The organism is Lysinibacillus sp. GW821-FHT14F06 (assembly GCF_058803665.1).
This window is the reverse complement of the sequence record NZ_JBXAPF010000007.1, coordinates 102,634-120,107: the sequence shown is the minus strand read 5'-3', so window position 1 is coordinate 120,107 and position 17,474 is coordinate 102,634. Positions and strand designations below refer to the sequence as shown.

Here is a 17,474-nt window from a genome sequence, read left to right as displayed (position 1 = left end):
CATATGAATCAATCTTGGATTATTTTCATAGCGGCTATTGCCTGCATCAGTATGGCGATTTATTGGTTTCTCTATACAAAGAAGCGTGCAACAGCTTGTCATATCCATACGCCAAACGGAATAGATGAGGGCGAGTATGTAACGATTGGTGGAATACAGCAGTTTTTATATCATCGTGGTGAAGATAAGGATCACCCCATCCTCTTATTCCTGCATGGAGGTCCTGGCAGTCCGATGCTTCCTTTTGTCCAAGACTTTCAGTTTCCTTGGGAAGATAAAGTAACCGTTGTCCACTGGGAACAACGAAACAGTGGTAAAACCTTCTTTGCCAATGATCCACAGAAAGTCACGCCGACAACAACGGTTGAACAAGCGTTACAGGATACATATGAAGTTGTGAGCTATTTACAAAAGAAATATAACAAAGAGCGAATCCTTCTGCTTGGTCATTCATGGGGCTCTATCTTAGGTAGTCTATTCACCATGCAATATCCGCAGATGGTTCAAGCCTATATTGGAGTTGGACAAGTTGTAAATATGTTTGAAAACGAACGAATTGGCTACGAGAAAGCATTGGAATGCAGCAGACAAGTAAAAAATCAGAAAGATATTAGCACCTTACAGGCTTTAAGTCCTTATCCCGAGCACCATTTTAGTGATGCCATGGTCAAGAAGCTTATAAAACTTCGTAAGTTACAAGGTAAGTATAAGCTTGCGATGCAACCATCATTTCAACTAGTTATGAGCGTACTATGTTCTCCCTTTTATTCGTTCAAAGATATTAAATACATGTTAATGAGCGATGTACTAGAAATAAAACAACGTGCTATTTTGGAATTTTTATTTAAGTCCTATAATCTGAACATGGTAACTTCAGACTATCAAGTTCCAGTATTCTATATCCATGGCGAGGATGACTGGCAAACTCCTTATTCTCTCGCTCGCACATACTTTGATCAACTCAAGGCGCCAATGAAACAATTTTACTCCATACCAAATGCTGGACATGTGACGATGCTTGATCAGAAGGAGCTATTCAACGAAGCTTTATTCGACATTATCGATCAAATCAAAATTAATTACCAAAGCCATTCCATCATAACACCATGATGGAATGGGACTCGAATATCTCAACCAAGTCAGATACAACTAAATGGCCCTTTTCATGAATAAAGGCGCTTTCCTTATTACGGAAAAGCGCCCGATTGTTGAACAGTAATTTACTCTATATAGTCAATTAACTTTGCTGGAACTTGCTCAAAAATATAAACTTCAGGGTTACTAAAAGGCATATTATTTAAATAATCTTTGAGAGTGTTCATACTTGCCCAATAATTTTTCATTAAATCTTCCTTTGAAGGTAATCCCTCAATAATACGCCCTTTGCCACCATCATACATGTCCTCAATATAAGCAAATAAATCACTTGATATATCACGGTTAAAAACTAAAATTTTATCACTAAACACTGGAAACCGATAGTGAGGACTTTCGTCGACTTCCAAATCTATTCCGAAAGCAACTTCAAAATCAATCCATTTTGGTAAATTTGCTGGTCTGAAACGCTCCGTTAAATCTGGAAATAAATTAGCACTCTTGGAATACCACTTGGTTGACGTCTTGTAATTTAATCCTTCCTTTAATACGATTTGGGGACTTATATTTTCGAAGATATCATTGTGAATAACCATATGATATAAAAACAAACGAGTTCCTCCTTTCCTTAAATAAAGGTTCCTAAAAAAATCCTCAATTAAACTACGCTCTAATTTCATACGTTCAAAACGAATAGAAGTTCAAGTACTGTTTACAAACTAATTTCTCGTGAAAAAAATTCAATTACCTGCAAATGAACTAAATGCCCTTTAACCATTTTTTTCTGCCTTCTTGTTCAACAGACCTGCGTTGATAGTTTAAGTGCATTTCTTTAATCTCTCATAATTTTAACATAAATATCCATATTCGTTTAGAGGGGTTGTTTAAAAATATGGCCCTTTAGCAGAAGAAGGCACAATCCCTTTTCAAGAATAAAAGACCTTGTAATTGAAGTATAGGAACGATAAAAAAATGCAGTTTTAAAGCGTCAATATACAGGTTTTTATTCAGATAACACACTCTGCATACTCTTGAAAAGTACTATCGTAGCACTGTTTATATATTTGCTTAAAAAGATGTATAAACAATATTCAAACTAAAATCCAATAAATGTTGGTTTAACAGCATTTATTGGATTTCGCTCTCTCTCCAAACTTTTGTTTGAGAACGTTATTCCAATATAAATTGCATATTTGATACATACTAAAAAGTTACTGCTCAACACTTAAAAATTTATTATCTTTTATGTCGTAGTTACCGTATTTCCTTGAAAGTACAACCGTTTTTACAGCATATTTTTCATCAGCAAATACTAATAAAAAACGGTCTTCTAAAATATCAATTCCCCCATTTTCACCATTAAATTTAATTTCCATTGAATCTTCAATAACTTCATTTGATGTATAAGGTCCAAATACATCGACTTGAGTCCAATTGAAATCGATAAGCTTCGTTAAATCAATTTGTGTTTCACTATTTTCTAAAAGGGACTCAATTTCCTTAGCTAAAACCGTGTCTTGACTAGCTCGATTACCTAATAAAGTAACAGCTAAACCTACAGCAACAATACTTAGAATTACATAAACCATTTTTTTCATAACTACTTACATCTCCCTAAATTTTAATATTCCATATTTTAGAAGATGTTAAAAGGTGGGGCTAGTTCCCTGCTAAACATTTCTTAAAAGCTTGTTATTTCACAATCTGGCCGTTTGTGGAACAAGAAAAAATCCTGAATATCAACACTGGATTTTTAAGCAAATCTTTTTATAAACGTCACGACTTTATTTTAAACTTCGCATCTTTTTTATAAATATCGTGACTTTATTTCAAATCTACACTTCCGGATCAGGTTCTGGAACTAAACTTGGGTCAACATCACCAACTACTAAATCATCACCATTTACTTTAATTTGTAAAACTATTCTAGAACAAATAAATAGCCCAGTCTCTATTTTAATTGAGAGCCTGGGCTTTTTGTGTATAGTTGAGGAATGGTGCATCTTAACCCTTTGTGCAGAAGGGAAAAGTTGCACCTAAATTATTATATCAATTTAAGTGTTCCTGTAAAATCCAACAAATGGATTAAAAAGAAATATAATCACATAGACTTGGATAATATACATTTATAACTAAGTTTATCCAATTAATAAAAAATCTTTAATTACACTAACCTGTTCCCATTACTATTATTACTAACTTGAAAATACAAAAGATTAACCATCCATCACAGAGTGGTCGCTTAGTTTATTCAGTTAAGCACCTTTTCGTTCAGTAAGTAACTAGAATTTAATCTAATTTTTTTACAAATAAAACTCTGTCTTGATTTGGTCCGTTGTAGTCTGTATTTAATGATAGTCCATCAATAATTCTATCTCCATTCTTAATTTCAAAACCCAACTTGGTATGATAGGCAATCGAAACTTTATTGACAGGTGATGTTATACAACGAACAATACTTCGATTATTTTGCTTTACTGCATTAAAAAATTTATTGTATAAATGCTTTCCAATATCATGCTTTCTGTATTCTGGATGAACTCCAACAAAATGAATATACGCCTCATCTGAATGAGTTTGAGAAAGGAATCCTATTAGAAAACCCACGAGTTTACCATCCTTTTCTGCAATGAAACTTGTCTGTGTAAAATGATCGAAGAATAATTTTGGTAACAGATGAGACACATTCCTGCCACCCCACCACTCATTAATTAGAGGTGAAATTACATAGTAGTCTGAGCCTTTAACTGAACGAATTTCCATTTTAATCCCCCTATTTATGTAAAAATTTAACTAAACTAATATTAATATAAAACAATTTTATATTAGTTAGTTTAATAGTACCTCATCTCAATATTACTTGGATAATTTTCCCCTTCCACCATTTCAACTATGGTTCACCATGCACTATTGATTGCGGAAGGCTATCATGTTCTCTTTTGATATTTCTAGCCAATTTCAATATTATAAATGTTGGAGATAGATAAAGTTTAAATGAGGATTTCAAAATGAAGAAACTAGAACAAACAACCTAAGAATTTCTGGAAGCTGGTTATACGATTGTGGAAATTAAAGCAGCTTTTGAGGAAGTCATTGAACAAGCTAAACAGTCTAATACAGATAGTGAGACAGATCACTAACAAAGTTGTCTGTTTTTTTTATGTATATTTGTATTCAAATTACCTAAAATGGAAATATAAAGGGAGGAATAATTTATGAAAAAATTAGTATTTAGCGTAGCATTAGTATTAAGTCTTGGACTAGCAGGATGCGGAGAAACGACTACAAAAGAAGAACCCGGTGAGAAGGAAAAACCAGTTACTGAGACATCAAAAGAGGATGCTACAAAACAAGAAACATCAGCACCAGCTACTAAAGAGGAGAATGGTAAACTAACTGAAGAAAAGTTTAAACAAGTTAAAGAAGGTATGACATATGAAGAAGTAGTTAAAATTGTTGGTGCCGAAGGTAAAGTTCTTTCTGAAACAGGTTCAGCTGGTGAACCACATCATACAGTAATGTATGAATTTGAGACAGATGGCGTCTTGTCATCTTCTACTATGATGTTCCAAGGTGGTAAATTAATCAATAAAGCACAAATTGGAGTGGAAACATCTGATATTGAAATTACTCTTGACCAATTTAATAAGCTTGAAAATGGCATGACAAAAGAAAAAGTATTTGAAATTCTTGGTGGTGAGGGTGCAGTCATTTCTGAATCTGGTGATGTAGTAATGTACAGCTATAATGGCACAGCTTTAGGTGCCAACGCATCGTTAATGTTCCAAGGCGGTAAATTAATGAATAAAACTCAAATAGGTTTAAAATAACAATCCATTAGTCACTAAAAATGAGTGGCTTTTTTTATTAGAATAAGACGATTTTTATCATGGTAAATAGGTACATCCATGGTTAAAGTTGTTATTGTAGGTTATTAAAAGAAATAACCTTAGACAATTTTAAGGAGGATACAAAAGTGGTTAATTTATTTAAAAAAGGTTTTATTTATTTAGCATTAATGTTGTTAGTGTTAGGTAGCTTTAGTATGGAAAGTGCTTCAGCTGAAGAAGCTGTGGATTATGAAGAAGGGGGAACTAATTTAGATAATACGCCTGAAAACAGTGCAATAGTAGGAAGTAGGTTATTAAAACCTGAAATAGGTTGGAAAAGATATGACGATTCTAATCCATTAATAATAAAAAATAAAATGTTCTATCAATCTCAACCAAATAGAGCATATAAAAATGGTCAATCACCAGGAAATTCCATAGGAACCTTTATTAAATTTGATTTTATAGGCACAAAATTTCGTATAATAGATCAATTGCATTCAAACCGTGATAAGAATACCAAAGTAACAATTGATGGAGAGATTGTAGAATATTACTCATCATATACATCTAGCTCTGTTCAACAATGGCAAACATTGGTATACGAGAAAAAAAGTTTAACAAATACGAAACATACAGTTTTAATAGAGAAATCGGATGACACTTCTTATTTATCGTTTGATGCTATTGATATTGATGGCATATTGTTAGCTCATGTCGAAGTTGAAAAATCCATCACATTAGACAAAAATAATTTCGAACTATTAGTAGGAAGTCAAGATATAATAACTGCCACAGTTACTCCTGACAGTGCTAAAGTAATTTGGACAAGCAGTGACGAATCAATTGCAACTGTTGATCAGAATGGTAATGTAACTGCGATTCGTGAAGGTACAGCAATCATTACAGCAACAATAGAAAACACAGATATTTCAGCTACAAGTACAGTTATTGTTAAAAAACCAGATAATGCATTTTCAAGTGCTATTCTTAGTATTACTTCGGTGAATGGTATTACTAAAGAATATGATGTGACTAACGCTGTTTTAAACAATTATTTAAATTGGTTTGATACTGCACAAGGTACTTCTACATTCAAATTTTCAAAAACAATTTCACCTTATAAAAAAGTAACTGAATATGTCGTACACGATAAGATTGCTTCTTTTGAAGTAAGAGAATATTAAACACAATAAAGACCGGGCGCTCATTTTTGAAGAGAGTCCTGGTCTATTCTATTTTGAAACTTTATTTTATTCTTTGGTCTAGTCAAATTTATGCGGATTTACAACGTTAAGAAATGTACACGATTTTATGCAAAGTGAAGAATAGTACGAAAAAATTATTTGCTTATCTTTAATATCTATTTATTAAAAAATAGGTCTCATAAAACTTCTTTCATAGCTTAAAATGCATTTATTATCTTCTGCAAACTTAAATGCGGCTTGACATTCTTCATCTAATGCCATTTTTACTCGGTACTCTTCATATGCTGCTAAACTTGGAAAAGTGAATAAGGCATAAGCAATATTATTAGCCCCCTCATGCGGAAGGAAATAACCATGATGATTTCCACCTAGTTTATTTACAAGAGGAATCCACATTTTACCGTATTCTTCAAACTCTTTTGCTTTATAAGGATCAATAATATATTTCAAATAACAAGTAACCATTTTATACCTCCTAAACATTTTTTTGAATTATATCACATACTTTAACTCCTTTGCACCGAGAATTGTAGTTTACATCGTTACCAAAGCGTTGTTTTGGAAAATTTAAAGCTTTAACCACACTTCACTCTCTCCTAATACTTACTATTATTAATATATTTTTTTACACGTGTTGATTTACCAAACTTATGAAATTTCAAGATCGTTAAGACCCCTATGAAACATCAAACTTTCTTTCGCCCTGATTCGCCATTCCAGTGGCAGGGCAGCACTAAGAAAGAGGTGTCTGAAACCTTCGAACGAGAGGGGTTTAGTGTTATTATTCTTCATTCCTTGTGTTTGAAGAAATTTCAAACAAACATAGGCAATAAGAGCTGAGAATAGCTGATCAAATACGGCATTTTTTGTTGTCCCGAAGATCAGACACGTTCAAGTTTTGTATAATCCAAGGAAAAAAACTTTCAATTGCCAACGAGATTTATACAAATTGGCAATTCCTTCAGTGGTAATATCCATTAAACTTGTTACGATCCGTATTTCTTTGCCCTCATGATCCGTAAATTGAACGATATGAGGGCGCTTTTTCGTTTGTTTTTGTGGTAACCCAAGCGTGCAAGTAAAATCAACTGTCACATTGGAATCGTTGATACGACTACCTTGGAGCGATTTTTTGCGATTTAATTGCACATTGTCTTTTAAACGCAACTCAAAATGTTGATGTTCTTTCAAGTAACAATCTACTTTATCAATAGAGAAGTAGGCACGGTCACAAAGGAGGAAAACCTTTTATCTTCAAGGAATTCGCCAATGGGATCATCATATTTTAAACCGGTTGTTTCTACAACTTTTAAGGACATCGTGGTTTCATTCGTAAAACTAACATGTAATTTGATTCCTGAAAGTTCACCGTGATATAATCAACATGTCTGATCAAGTAAGGAAAAAATCTCCTCACCGACCTACCTCTGAGGTTACATCACATTTTTTCTATCACAAACTCTCGTACATGTTTTACATTTGTTCCTTTTGTTACATACAAATTTATTCGAAAATCTCTTATCTTAGCCAAATTTAATTAGTTTATGTCAATAATTCTTCTCACAACTTTAAATTCACCCTCTATTTCTATCGCCATTATGCTATCAATATCACTCGAAATTTCCTCTCCCTTTATTTTATATATATTTACTCCCGTTTTTAGTCTGTAACCCTCTTCGTGTTTTGTAGGTAAAACTGTTGTTTCTTTTGCTATTTCTCCGATTTTTCCTTCTATCTGATCTTGTGTGATAGGCTCATTTGTAACAATATAATTATAACCATTCCAATTTAATACAGGTTCAGTAATATTCCTTTGATTAGGATCAGTGCAACCTGCAAACAGAATTACTGTAATAAAAAATGACAAAATAAAATATTGTTTCATATTTTTTATGCCTCCTTATAAAAAAAGATGAAGGTAGTAACCCTCATCTTGGTCATTATTTTATTAATATTTTAATATAAATATCTTTAGCCATAGGATAATTTTTGTAGGTTGTTCCCAAAAGTTTACCAGCGGCATTATATGTTTCTTCTTTATATCCTCTAACAATATATACTCCATAAACAGCCGGACGACTCCATCTATTATAGTCAGCTTTATTAAAAAATTCATTACTAGTAGACGGTTATCCATCAAAACCTGCTGCTATAGATCTTGCTTGGAGAAGAATCATTGAAAAGTACAACTTACCAAAATTGAATTTTCATACTTTATGCAATTCTTACGCCTCATTTATGGTCAGTCGGAATATAAATTTTAAAATCATACAGGAACAACTAGGTCACTCTGATATAAAAATGACAATCAACACATATAGTCATTTAACAGAATGGATAAAAATGATGCAAGCGGCCATTTCGATGATTTAAATGGATCGGTCACTTTTTGGTCACTTGCTTCATTCTTAACTTATTTTTCATCACATAATTCCCGAAAATTACACCCACGACATTGCCATTTTTCAAGCGTTTGTTCAAAGTCCTCGAGGTCTGCGGGCTCATTCGAAAAAATATCGGCTTGGTACTTTTTCATTTCCAAGACACTGCGCTGAAAGGTGTACAAAATATTAGCCATATCGATGTCAGTAAATACATATTTCTTTCGTTTTCCCGTTAATAAATATTCGTTATATACCTCGATTTGCTCAAGGGATACACGGTATTTTTGCTGCACATAATAGGCATAGAACGCTAATTGCTGACGGTCATCGTCAGACTCTCCACCTGTCTTCCAATCGACAATCACCCATTTGTCCGTTAGTTCATCATAGTAATGGAAATCCATTACGACAAATACTTGGGTATCGTCTATTTTCATGGAGCGGAATTGCTCAGGCTCACCAATGCGAAGAGAGCCTTTTTGTGCCGTGATTTGCTGGAATGTTTCACTCATCAAAAAATGGTGAAAGATAAGCTGTAAACGTTCTTTGTAGTCCTGAACAAGTTCAGGATTCAGCTTACCGGTATAGTAGATTTCCTGCATCATATAATATTTTGTGGGCTTATGTCTCCATAATTCAAAATTGCGTGTGGAGTCAATAAATGCTGTATTAAGCTGACCTCGTGCCCAATGTATCAGCTCCTCTACAGTTGGTGCCTCTCCTGTTTGTAAATAATCATTAATCGCCTGCTCGATAAATCGGTGAACAATTTGCCCAATTAAGATCGGCATGGATTGTAGCTTTTTTAAGCGATAGACCTGTTGATGAAAAGGCTCCACATTATAGCTAAGCCAGCCATTATGTGAAAAATAATAGTCATAGCCATATTTTCGTGCACAGCTGGTTAATGTTTTATGCCGAGACAGTGACCATGAAAAACTTGGATATGGTGTGATGTCAAACAGAATAATCGCCTCCTTAGAGCTGTTTCATAAAATCATAGACAAGCTGTATTATTAATACAATGGTTACAACACGTAGCAAAAGCTTTACTTGTTTGGCATTGACCTTTCGAGCAAGGACAATTCCAATCTGTGCGCCAATAGTTGATTCCAATCATTAAAATAAGTGTTAGTGGCCATTCGATTTTTCCTGTCGCTATATACGTAATCGCTGCGCCAGAGCACATCGCAAAAACACCGACACGTGACAGCCCTACCGCTTTTATATAAGATAGTTTCTCATGTGCATATGTATAAAGTGCCAGTGTACTACTTCCTGGACCAAACATTCCATCATAAAAACCAACACCCAGCAGAATAAGACCATTTTTACGATTCATAATAAAGTGTTCTCTTTCGCCAAAATCAGCCCCACCGATAAATGACATAATCAATGCAAACCCTAGTAAAATAATGGCGATAAGCGTCAAGGACTGACTGCTCATTAATGATGCAAATAAGCCTCCAAGTGTTCCCCCAATCAGCGATACAAGTAAAACGGATCGCATTTCTGCCCAGGCCAATTCTTTTCTTCTATAAATCGTATAAAAACTGGAAAAAGCACTCACCATATTAGACACCTTATTAGCGCCGATCGCTGAATGGACAGGTACTCCCATTAACATCATGGTTGGCAGAGTAATCAATCCCCCACCCCCGACCAATGTCCCAATGACGTTACCAGCAATTCCAATGCTTAAAAATAATAAGTATTCCATGTAATCCTTCTTTCTGTACCACACATGATGTCATTCTATGATACAGTATAACAGAATGCTATTTTGAATGACGAAAAACGAGGTGAATCAATGTACGAGCAACAAAAAACACCTACGCCACGTTTTTGTATGCAACTAACATGGATTATAGGCACTATATTTCTTGCGGGTGTTACTGCAACGCTTATCCAATATCATAAGCTGCCAGGTTCTATACCCGTTTTACAAAGCTTTACAAGTGAACATGCCCAGTTTGGTCCAAAAATCGCTATTTTTTACTTACCTTTTATTGCACTTATGCTATTTTTACTGCTACATTACTTAGAGGTCAGGGCTGCATATCCAGTTTTACGTAAAAATAAACCGACTCTTTCCCATAGTCAGAGACAAAATGGAATTTTGACGTTTTGTCTCATTAAAAATAGTATCTTACTGTACTTTACGTATTCACTTTTCAACGACTTAACAGTTGCATTAGGCCATGATCGTATTTTACAGCAATGGCATGCCTACCTTTTTCTAGTTTTATTAAGCCTGATATTCATCGTAGGCATCATACGTGGTGTTTTACTAGGAAAAAAAATTTAACAGCTTTCCATTAAAAAAACACCTTCACAGTTGATGGATTTCAACAAAAGGTGTTTTTGATATTATAAGGATTAATAGTTCATAATTACAACAACAAGTGCTACAGTAATAATACTGATTTTTATGGTTTCTACTTTATAGATAGCATAATGCTGGATGTCTCGTTTGAGGTTATACCAAATGATGACACCATATAAAACAGCGAGCACAAGCATCAAGGGCTTATATAAAGGGCCCACCCAAGTTGCCCAAGCAAAAATACCGAAAGTTACGGAGAGGAATAATAGTAGCAGCCACCATTTTGGTTTAGGTGGTTTATTATTATCTAATTTATGCCGTTTATAGTAGGAGGCTGAAAATAAATTGACTATGATGACCGCAAGGGGCAGGATTAAAAACAAAGGTTTTGTATTTACACTATATAATAATTGAAATACTTCCTCATACATATCTGATGTTCCCACAAAAAACTGCCCACTATCAATATTTAGCATGCCTGTATCAGAAATCTGGTAGTGCTCCTCTTGATGATCCCTTACAACGACCACATCTGTAATATAATCACCTAGCCTACCATCTCTTTCTTCAACATAAGGTGTAAAATCTTGAAAAAAATTATAGACTTTTCTATCATTAACCCTTTCAACAGATGTATACAAGTCAGAACTTCGAGCAAAGAATTTCCCTTCTTCTCCACCAAAATACTTATAAATCGTTTGAATGGATTGATTAGCACTCTGTGGAAATGAAGAATTTTGTGGTAATAGGATTAAAAATAGAGCAATCACAGCCATTGTTAATAGTAAAACGCCTTCCTTCCAAATCGTAAGCCCTTTTTTATTCTTTTGCTGAATACGCTCGTAAATACGCGACTTTACAGCCTGATCCTCTGGTAAATTATTGAGTTTCTTTAGTCGATTGTGTAAATCCAAATTCGTCACCTCCCAATATTTTCTCTAGTTCTTTTAGTGCATTTCGCTGTGTATTCGCTACTTTAACTGTTGACCATCCTAAAATTTCACAAGTTTCAGCCATTGTCAGTTCCTCAATTTTTCTGTATATCACTACTTCACGATACGCTGGCTTTAATAATTGGATGGCTTCATAAAGCAGTCGACGTTCTTCAGATTGGACAATCCAGTTATGTGGCACATAATGTGTCTCCAGTTCCTCATGACTTTTTTGAAATGGCAGCCATTTAATCAACGCCTTTTTTCTATACATATCATAAACAATATTTCGTGCGATTTTTCTGATATACGTACTTAAAGCAGCTTCGTTTCGAAATTGTCCTTTATAAACCCGAAGAAATGTTTCCTGCGTTAAATCCTCTGCTAAGCTAGGATCTGAAACCATATAATAAATAAATTGATAAATGCGTTGAAAATATTGTTCATATAATTCATCAAATTCCATCTTTTCACCTCTCTTACACCGCTTTCATGCTACATTTTTTAAGCTTCACTATATTAGACGAAGCAGACAGCCCAATTTGTATATAACCTTTTAGTTCTTTGCAAGAAAAAATAAGCTACTTGATGCCAAATAGCGTCAAGTAGCTTAGAATCTCTTTTTACATATTCTTTTGCATCTCTTTAAATGTATGGGTTAATGCATATTTTTGTACACCTCTTGCCAGATCTATGCTTTCTTGCTGATACTGCTGAAAAGCGCCTTCATTTTTTATCGTATAAGCATAAATCGCTTCAATCGCTGGCTGCATCCATGGCTGTGTAAGCTTTGCACTTCGCATATCTGCTGTTCGCTCTTCAAGTGCGGCTATATAACATTTTGCATAGCTTGCTAATGGCTCTTTGTTTATTTTATCAGCCGCCTCCTTTGCTTCCTCTAAACTCTCTTCCATAATTGTCTTTACAAAAATATAATTATTCTTCACTGCTGGCTGCTTATATTTCTGAATAACCACCTCTAATGAGTGCAGCTGATCTTCCTTTGTTCCATAAGCTACTGCATAAAGATAGGCAAAAAATGGCTCCTTTTTGCGATCTTTCACTAGCTTATCCACCAACTGCATATTATTTGTTCGATATAAAATATGTATATGTCTATATATTATCGCTAGTACAATCAGCGCAAATATAGCAAGTGAGATTGATAGACGAACTCCTGCCAGTGATAGCGTCATTGCTAATATAATAATAGCCAGATAAAAAAGGGTAAGTTTTACAAGCTTCATATATTCCTCCTACTGTAGTTTCCTTCGCATTTTTCGGGAAAAGATATAGCCAGCGCCAATGAAGAATAAAAGTGCCATAAACTTCATAATTGGAATGATAAATAACTTACTAATGATAAAGACCACCAAAATATAATAAACGACCATCGCCAGCAAAAATATAGTCAACTTATTCATCTTGCATCCTACTCTCTTTCATTGCTGCTTCAATAGCAGCCAACGCTTTCGGACCCATCCCATGTAAAAGCTTTAACGTTGATAAATCCACCTTTTGCAATTGCTCTAATCTTGTATATCCTGCTGCATTTAATGCTCGTATAGCAGGCTTGGCTACACCCTTCGGCCATTCTGTCATTTATGCTCGTCCCTTCCTTTTTCGACTGTTAAATAGCTCTGTACCTATAATTCCTATCAATAGTATAACTATAGATGCAACATGATAATCAACAAAAAAAGAAGTAAACGCTATATGAAAGTAATGGAATATTACGGTAAGAATACGCCCTCCCATTAAAACTAAACCTATAATCAAGGATGCCTTTACTATTTGTTCGATAAATTTCATTCCTAACACCTCTAAGCTATTATGCAATTGATAAGGATGAAATGCAAATTAGCTTGGTGATTAATGCCTCTAACCGTGTAATACGTCATGTTGTTGACACATCTAAAAAAATCACTTACCAGAACGCTAAACTACGTTAAACATAGCGAAGAAAGAAGCAATCAGATTGCCCATGCTATGTATACTCCAGCTTGTTAATATGGAGCCATTGGATTTCTGTTCATTGATCCATCCCATTAAGTAACCAGCTAATCCCGTTACAATCACAACTAACACAACAACTTCAAAAGGAATAACAGAAAATAGCATCCATCCATGAAGACTACCAAATAGTAAGCCTTGTAGAATATTTCCTATCTGAAAACCAAATGTATGTGCAAATCTTTTTAATAAAAAGCCTCTAAAAAGCAGTTCCTCTGACAAGCCCGTTTGGATAATTGCGTAGAGAAGTGCGGGGATAATCGCAGAAAAGCCGAGTCCTGCAAAACGATTCGATGCTAAAAGTGAGCTGTCTATATAAAAAAAGACGATTAAGTAAGACGATACGAATAATAAAAAAATCGAGAGTAAAAACCATACAAAATAATTTCCTTTATTCTCGATGACAGGCTTTTTAATACCGAGCCATGATAAAAATGATTGTTTCTTTCTTGCTGTGAAAAACCACCAACAAAATGGTATTACTGAAAATAATATAACTTGAATAATGGCACTGATAGCAATGTTTATAATCATAATTTTTCCCCCTGCTTCGTTTTCTTGGTCATTTCTTCATGTTAAGCATATAAAACAATTGAGAGGAAATCAATATAAATTTAACGATAAACATTAAATACTTAATTTAAATAATTAAATAATAAATGTTAATCATAAAAAAATAGCGACTAGAATCTACTAGTCGCTGTCAGTGTTTATTTGGATTTCGTTCAATAAAATCAGTAATTTCATCCTTTAGATCATAAACCAATGTAAAATACTGATGCTCGTTCATGACACCCTTCTCTCGCCATTTTTGCATTTCTTGATAATGGAAAGTCACAAAATAGCTGATGATCTCACGAGGCTCTATGCCCACTTTATCAGCCATATCAACGATGGACAGGCCCTCTTTCCAGTATTGATCGTATACCTCTTGCGTAATACCAAGCACCTTACAAATAGCATTATAATCGTACTTCACATGATAAACGACCTGACCTTCCTCACCATTCGCATGTTGTTGAATGACATTATTAGCATAGCCGACTGGTGCAAAGCTCATTAAAAGTATGCTGATTAACATTAAATTTTTTACTACTATTTTCATGCTAGACCTCCTTCACAATTTAGTGTGTGAGGTTTTAACAATCATATTCCTTATTAAGATTTTTAAGCTGACTACTACCAATATTTAATATAATGAAAAACATCATGATCTATTTTCATTCCAAGCTTTTCATATAGCTTTTGAGCTTGTTTATTATCAGTCGCTGTTTCTAAGGTTATATATCGTGCATCCTCATTTTTACAGTATGCATAACATTCTTCCATTAAACGCATTGCCACTCCTTGCTTTCTCGCATGTTCTGCCACAAATAGATCATTTAATAGAAAGGCTTTTTTCATCGCAACTGATGAAAAAATAGGGAAAAGCTGGACAAAACCTACTGGCTGAGCATCTATATACGCAAGAAGAATAATGGATTCCTCTTTTTGCAAACGCTCCTTTAAAAATTGCTCGGCTTGCTCTAAATCTGAAGGTTGTTTATAAAATTCTCGATAGGCATTAAATAATGGGACTACCTCTTTAACTGTTGCAAGTGTTACTGTTTTCATTTCCATTGCAAATCTCTCCATTTCTTTTTATCAGTCTTTCTTGTATGATAATAAAAAACATTCTGACATATAAAAAGTGACAAAAATAAATATTTAAACATGTCAAGAAGGAGCCTTATGAATGATTTTATTTTTTTCTTTACAGATAAAGAGGCAAAATATAAGCAAATTTATCAGCAAATCAAAACTTTAATTGAGCAAGGTAGCTTAAAAACAAACGATACTCTTCCTTCTATTCGTAGGCTGGCAGATACACTACAGGTGAGTCGCAATACGACCTTAACTGCCTACGAGCAACTTGTCGCAGAGGGATATATACGAGGAGAAGGACGAAAAGGATATTTTGTCAATGAATTTGAGCAGGTATTTTTACATGAGGAGACACAACCAAGCATTCCCAATAAAAAGCAAGTCACTAGAAATATCATCATTGATTTTCGAGCAGGTGCTGTCGATCAACAGGATTTTCCTTTAAAAATTTGGCGACAAATGGCCAATCAAATATTACATGAGGAAGAATGCTATACATATGGGGACTCGTTTGGTGAACCTCGATTAAAGGAACAGCTTGTGGATTATTTATTACAAGCTCGTGGTGTTCGTGTTAATTCAGAGGACATTTTTATTGGTAGCAGCACACAGCAAATGTTAATTTATTTAGGCTTTTTATTAAAAGAGGATTTTGATAGTATTATTTTGGAAGATCCTGGTTATAACGGAGCGCGCGAAGCCTTTAAATTACATAACTTCAATATAGAATCATTACCTGTTTTGGAAAATGGTGCACAGCTTCAGCATTTAACCCATTTACAGTCACGTCTAATTTATATTACCCCTTCCCATCATTTTCCCTATGGTGTTTCACTGAGCATCCAGCAGCGACAAACATTGATTCAGTGGGCTAAACAAATTGATGGCTATATTCTAGAGGATGATTATGACAGCGAATTTCGCTATACACAGCAGCCATTCCCTGCCCTTGCCTCTATTGATAAATCGCGTGTGATCTATATTGGCACATTTTCTAAATCCTTTTTACCAGCCGTTCGCTTAAGCTATATGGTTTTACCCAAATCATTTGTCTCTACATATAAAGAACGCTTTCAATATTTTGAGCATAATGCCTCTTCTCTTCATCAATTAACAATGGCAGCATTTATGGAAAAGGGCGAATGGACAAGGCATATTAAACGAATGCGGATTACCTATAAACAAAAGATCAATCTTCTTGTACGGGAGCTGCAACAACAATTTGGAGACAGGATTACAGTATTGGGGGCACAATCAGGTCTCTATATTTTAGTGAAAGTACATACGCAACTTTCTGAGCGTCAACTCATAGAAAGTGCTGCACGATATGGCGTGAGGGTATATCCAACCAGTCCCTTTTTCCTTAAGCAAACAAGCATTGAGCCTATCATTCAACTAGGCTTTAGCAAATTGCAGCTAGATGAAGTTGTTTTAGGGGTGCAACTATTAAAAAAAGCTTGGTTAACATAATAAATAAGCCATAGCAACCATGTTATGGCTTATTTGTGTTTTCCTCATGATCTCGATAATCATAGGTTTCATTTGGTACATTCAATGTCACGCCGTTTATTTTGACAGTCTCATCATCTATCCATGAAATATCGGCTTCATTCTCCCGATATTGCCAATAAATCTTCTTTGATTTCTTATTTTCTTTATTAAACATTAATTCACCCAAAACCGTATAAGACGTAGTGGCCCCTCCATCTGAGACATAAGCATTCACTGTATAGGTACCATTGGGAGAAGTGGATTCTGCAATCAATTCCTGTTTAAACCTACTCCAATCAAAAAACAGCCAATAAATCCCATAGCCTATAATGCTTACAATAAATAGGAACCAGACACTCAGTATAATTAGCGCTTTTCTGTATACTTTTTTCTGCTCTACCCTCGCAGTCATATCAAAAAACATCTCCCTATTTTTTTATTTAATAACGAAAATAAAGATGGATTTGTTTCCTTATTTTGATGTATTCCTAAAGTAGAGTGCTTAAAATGTTCTGTTCTATTTAGGACGTAGTAGGATGGAGCAGTTCACT

At 34.5% G+C, this 17,474-nt stretch carries 21 protein-coding genes and 2 pseudogenes; 6 read left to right on the top strand and 17 right to left on the bottom strand.

From position 1 onward, the window contains the following. The first annotated feature begins 3 nt into the window (after positions 1 to 3). Positions 4 to 1,110 carry an alpha/beta fold hydrolase gene (locus tag AC1RNS_RS08920; protein WP_492992009.1) on the top strand — a complete coding sequence of 369 codons (1,107 nt, stop codon included), beginning with the start codon at positions 4 to 6 and terminating at the stop codon, positions 1,108 to 1,110. 110 nt (positions 1,111 to 1,220) lie between these two features. Here the strand turns inward: AC1RNS_RS08920 and AC1RNS_RS08915 are convergent, their stop codons facing one another. The 3 genes from AC1RNS_RS08915 to AC1RNS_RS08905 all read right to left on the bottom strand — a co-directional run bounded on the left by AC1RNS_RS08915 (position 1,221) and on the right by AC1RNS_RS08905 (position 3,858). Further along, entirely contained in the window at positions 1,221 to 1,706 is a 486-nt protein-coding gene (locus AC1RNS_RS08915) for a hypothetical protein (RefSeq protein WP_492992008.1), read from the bottom strand. 600 nt (positions 1,707 to 2,306) lie between these two features. Next, positions 2,307 to 2,693 carry a hypothetical protein gene (locus tag AC1RNS_RS08910; protein ID WP_492992007.1) on the bottom strand — a complete coding sequence of 129 codons (387 nt, stop codon included), beginning with the start codon at positions 2,691 to 2,693 and terminating at the stop codon, positions 2,307 to 2,309. A 691-nt stretch (positions 2,694 to 3,384) separates the two neighbouring features. Next, positions 3,385 to 3,858 carry a GNAT family N-acetyltransferase gene (locus AC1RNS_RS08905; protein WP_492992006.1) on the bottom strand — a complete coding sequence of 158 codons (474 nt, stop codon included), beginning with the start codon at positions 3,856 to 3,858 and terminating at the stop codon, positions 3,385 to 3,387. 452 nt (positions 3,859 to 4,310) lie between these two features. On the opposite strand from AC1RNS_RS08905, the gene AC1RNS_RS08900 reads away from it, so the two are divergent. Continuing rightward, positions 4,311 to 4,925: a DUF3862 domain-containing protein gene (locus AC1RNS_RS08900; RefSeq protein WP_492992004.1), complete on the top strand. Its 615-nt coding sequence runs from the start codon at positions 4,311 to 4,313 to the stop codon at positions 4,923 to 4,925. 146 nt (positions 4,926 to 5,071) lie between these two features. Continuing rightward, positions 5,072 to 6,112, top strand: coding sequence for an Ig-like domain-containing protein (locus AC1RNS_RS08895; RefSeq protein WP_492992003.1), 1,041 nt, complete (start codon positions 5,072 to 5,074; stop codon positions 6,110 to 6,112). 183 nt (positions 6,113 to 6,295) lie between these two features. Here the strand turns inward: AC1RNS_RS08895 and AC1RNS_RS08890 are convergent, their stop codons facing one another. The 3 genes from AC1RNS_RS08890 to AC1RNS_RS08880 all read right to left on the bottom strand — a co-directional run bounded on the left by AC1RNS_RS08890 (position 6,296) and on the right by AC1RNS_RS08880 (position 8,018). Continuing rightward, positions 6,296 to 6,598 (bottom strand): NIPSNAP family protein, encoded by a 303-nt coding sequence (locus AC1RNS_RS08890; RefSeq protein WP_492992000.1) that lies wholly within the window; start codon positions 6,596 to 6,598, stop codon positions 6,296 to 6,298. Between the two features lie 426 nt (positions 6,599 to 7,024). Continuing rightward, positions 7,025 to 7,324 (bottom strand): hypothetical protein, encoded by a 300-nt coding sequence (locus AC1RNS_RS08885; RefSeq protein WP_492991999.1) that lies wholly within the window; start codon positions 7,322 to 7,324, stop codon positions 7,025 to 7,027. A 346-nt stretch (positions 7,325 to 7,670) separates the two neighbouring features. Beyond that, positions 7,671 to 8,018, bottom strand: coding sequence for a hypothetical protein (locus AC1RNS_RS08880; protein WP_492991998.1), 348 nt, complete (start codon positions 8,016 to 8,018; stop codon positions 7,671 to 7,673). A 251-nt stretch (positions 8,019 to 8,269) separates the two neighbouring features. Here AC1RNS_RS08880 and AC1RNS_RS08875 point away from each other — a divergent pair. Continuing rightward, positions 8,270 to 8,506, top strand: a pseudogene (locus AC1RNS_RS08875) (tyrosine-type recombinase/integrase); the annotation flags it as partial. A gap of 40 nt (positions 8,507 to 8,546) precedes the next feature. Here the strand turns inward: AC1RNS_RS08875 and AC1RNS_RS08870 are convergent. Beyond that, complete coding sequence (locus AC1RNS_RS08870) at positions 8,547 to 9,443, bottom strand: PD-(D/E)XK nuclease family protein (protein ID WP_492992134.1); 897 nt, start codon at positions 9,441 to 9,443, stop codon at positions 8,547 to 8,549. A gap of 52 nt (positions 9,444 to 9,495) precedes the next feature. Continuing rightward, positions 9,496 to 10,237: pseudogene (locus AC1RNS_RS08865) on the bottom strand (sulfite exporter TauE/SafE family protein). Between the two features lie 90 nt (positions 10,238 to 10,327). Here AC1RNS_RS08865 and AC1RNS_RS08860 point away from each other — a divergent pair. Further along, a complete protein-coding gene (locus AC1RNS_RS08860) occupies positions 10,328 to 10,825 on the top strand; it encodes a DUF1648 domain-containing protein (RefSeq protein ID WP_492991997.1) in 498 nt (165 codons plus the stop codon). 71 nt (positions 10,826 to 10,896) lie between these two features. Here the strand turns inward: AC1RNS_RS08860 and AC1RNS_RS08855 are convergent, their stop codons facing one another. The 8 genes from AC1RNS_RS08855 to AC1RNS_RS08820 form a co-directional block, all read right to left on the bottom strand. Further along, positions 10,897 to 11,757 (bottom strand): hypothetical protein, encoded by an 861-nt coding sequence (locus AC1RNS_RS08855; protein ID WP_492991995.1) that lies wholly within the window; start codon positions 11,755 to 11,757, stop codon positions 10,897 to 10,899. Continuing rightward, positions 11,723 to 12,241 (bottom strand): RNA polymerase sigma factor, encoded by a 519-nt coding sequence (locus tag AC1RNS_RS08850; RefSeq protein ID WP_492991994.1) that lies wholly within the window; start codon positions 12,239 to 12,241, stop codon positions 11,723 to 11,725. Before AC1RNS_RS08850 ends, AC1RNS_RS08855 begins: the two co-directional genes overlap by 35 nt. A 157-nt stretch (positions 12,242 to 12,398) precedes the next feature. Next, positions 12,399 to 13,022, bottom strand: coding sequence for a hypothetical protein (locus tag AC1RNS_RS08845; protein WP_492991993.1), 624 nt, complete (start codon positions 13,020 to 13,022; stop codon positions 12,399 to 12,401). 9 nt (positions 13,023 to 13,031) lie between these two features. Then, the gene (locus tag AC1RNS_RS08840; protein ID WP_492991992.1) at positions 13,032 to 13,199 is read right to left on the bottom strand and encodes a hypothetical protein; all 168 of its coding nucleotides are present in this window, start codon (positions 13,197 to 13,199) and stop codon (positions 13,032 to 13,034) included. Next, entirely contained in the window at positions 13,192 to 13,377 is a 186-nt protein-coding gene (locus tag AC1RNS_RS08835) for a helix-hairpin-helix domain-containing protein (RefSeq protein WP_492991991.1), read from the bottom strand. Before AC1RNS_RS08835 ends, AC1RNS_RS08840 begins: the two co-directional genes overlap by 8 nt. A 336-nt stretch (positions 13,378 to 13,713) precedes the next feature. Then, the gene (locus tag AC1RNS_RS08830) at positions 13,714 to 14,322 is read right to left on the bottom strand and encodes a CPBP family intramembrane glutamic endopeptidase (RefSeq protein WP_492991990.1); all 609 of its coding nucleotides are present in this window, start codon (positions 14,320 to 14,322) and stop codon (positions 13,714 to 13,716) included. Between the two features lie 169 nt (positions 14,323 to 14,491). Further along, entirely contained in the window at positions 14,492 to 14,893 is a 402-nt protein-coding gene (locus tag AC1RNS_RS08825; protein ID WP_492991989.1) for a hypothetical protein, read from the bottom strand. Positions 14,894 to 14,967: 74 nt separating this feature from the next. Beyond that, positions 14,968 to 15,408, bottom strand: coding sequence for a GNAT family N-acetyltransferase (locus AC1RNS_RS08820; RefSeq protein ID WP_492991988.1), 441 nt, complete (start codon positions 15,406 to 15,408; stop codon positions 14,968 to 14,970). 111 nt (positions 15,409 to 15,519) lie between these two features. Here AC1RNS_RS08820 and pdxR point away from each other — a divergent pair, with 111 nt between their 5' ends. After that, entirely contained in the window at positions 15,520 to 16,902 is a 1,383-nt protein-coding gene (gene pdxR / locus AC1RNS_RS08815) for a MocR-like pyridoxine biosynthesis transcription factor PdxR (RefSeq protein WP_492991986.1), read from the top strand. Positions 16,903 to 16,924: 22 nt separating this feature from the next. On the opposite strand, the gene AC1RNS_RS08810 is transcribed toward pdxR, so the two are convergent. Further along, positions 16,925 to 17,335 carry a DUF5412 domain-containing protein gene (locus AC1RNS_RS08810; protein WP_492991985.1) on the bottom strand — a complete coding sequence of 137 codons (411 nt, stop codon included), beginning with the start codon at positions 17,333 to 17,335 and terminating at the stop codon, positions 16,925 to 16,927. Between the last annotated feature and the right edge of the window lie 139 nt (positions 17,336 to 17,474).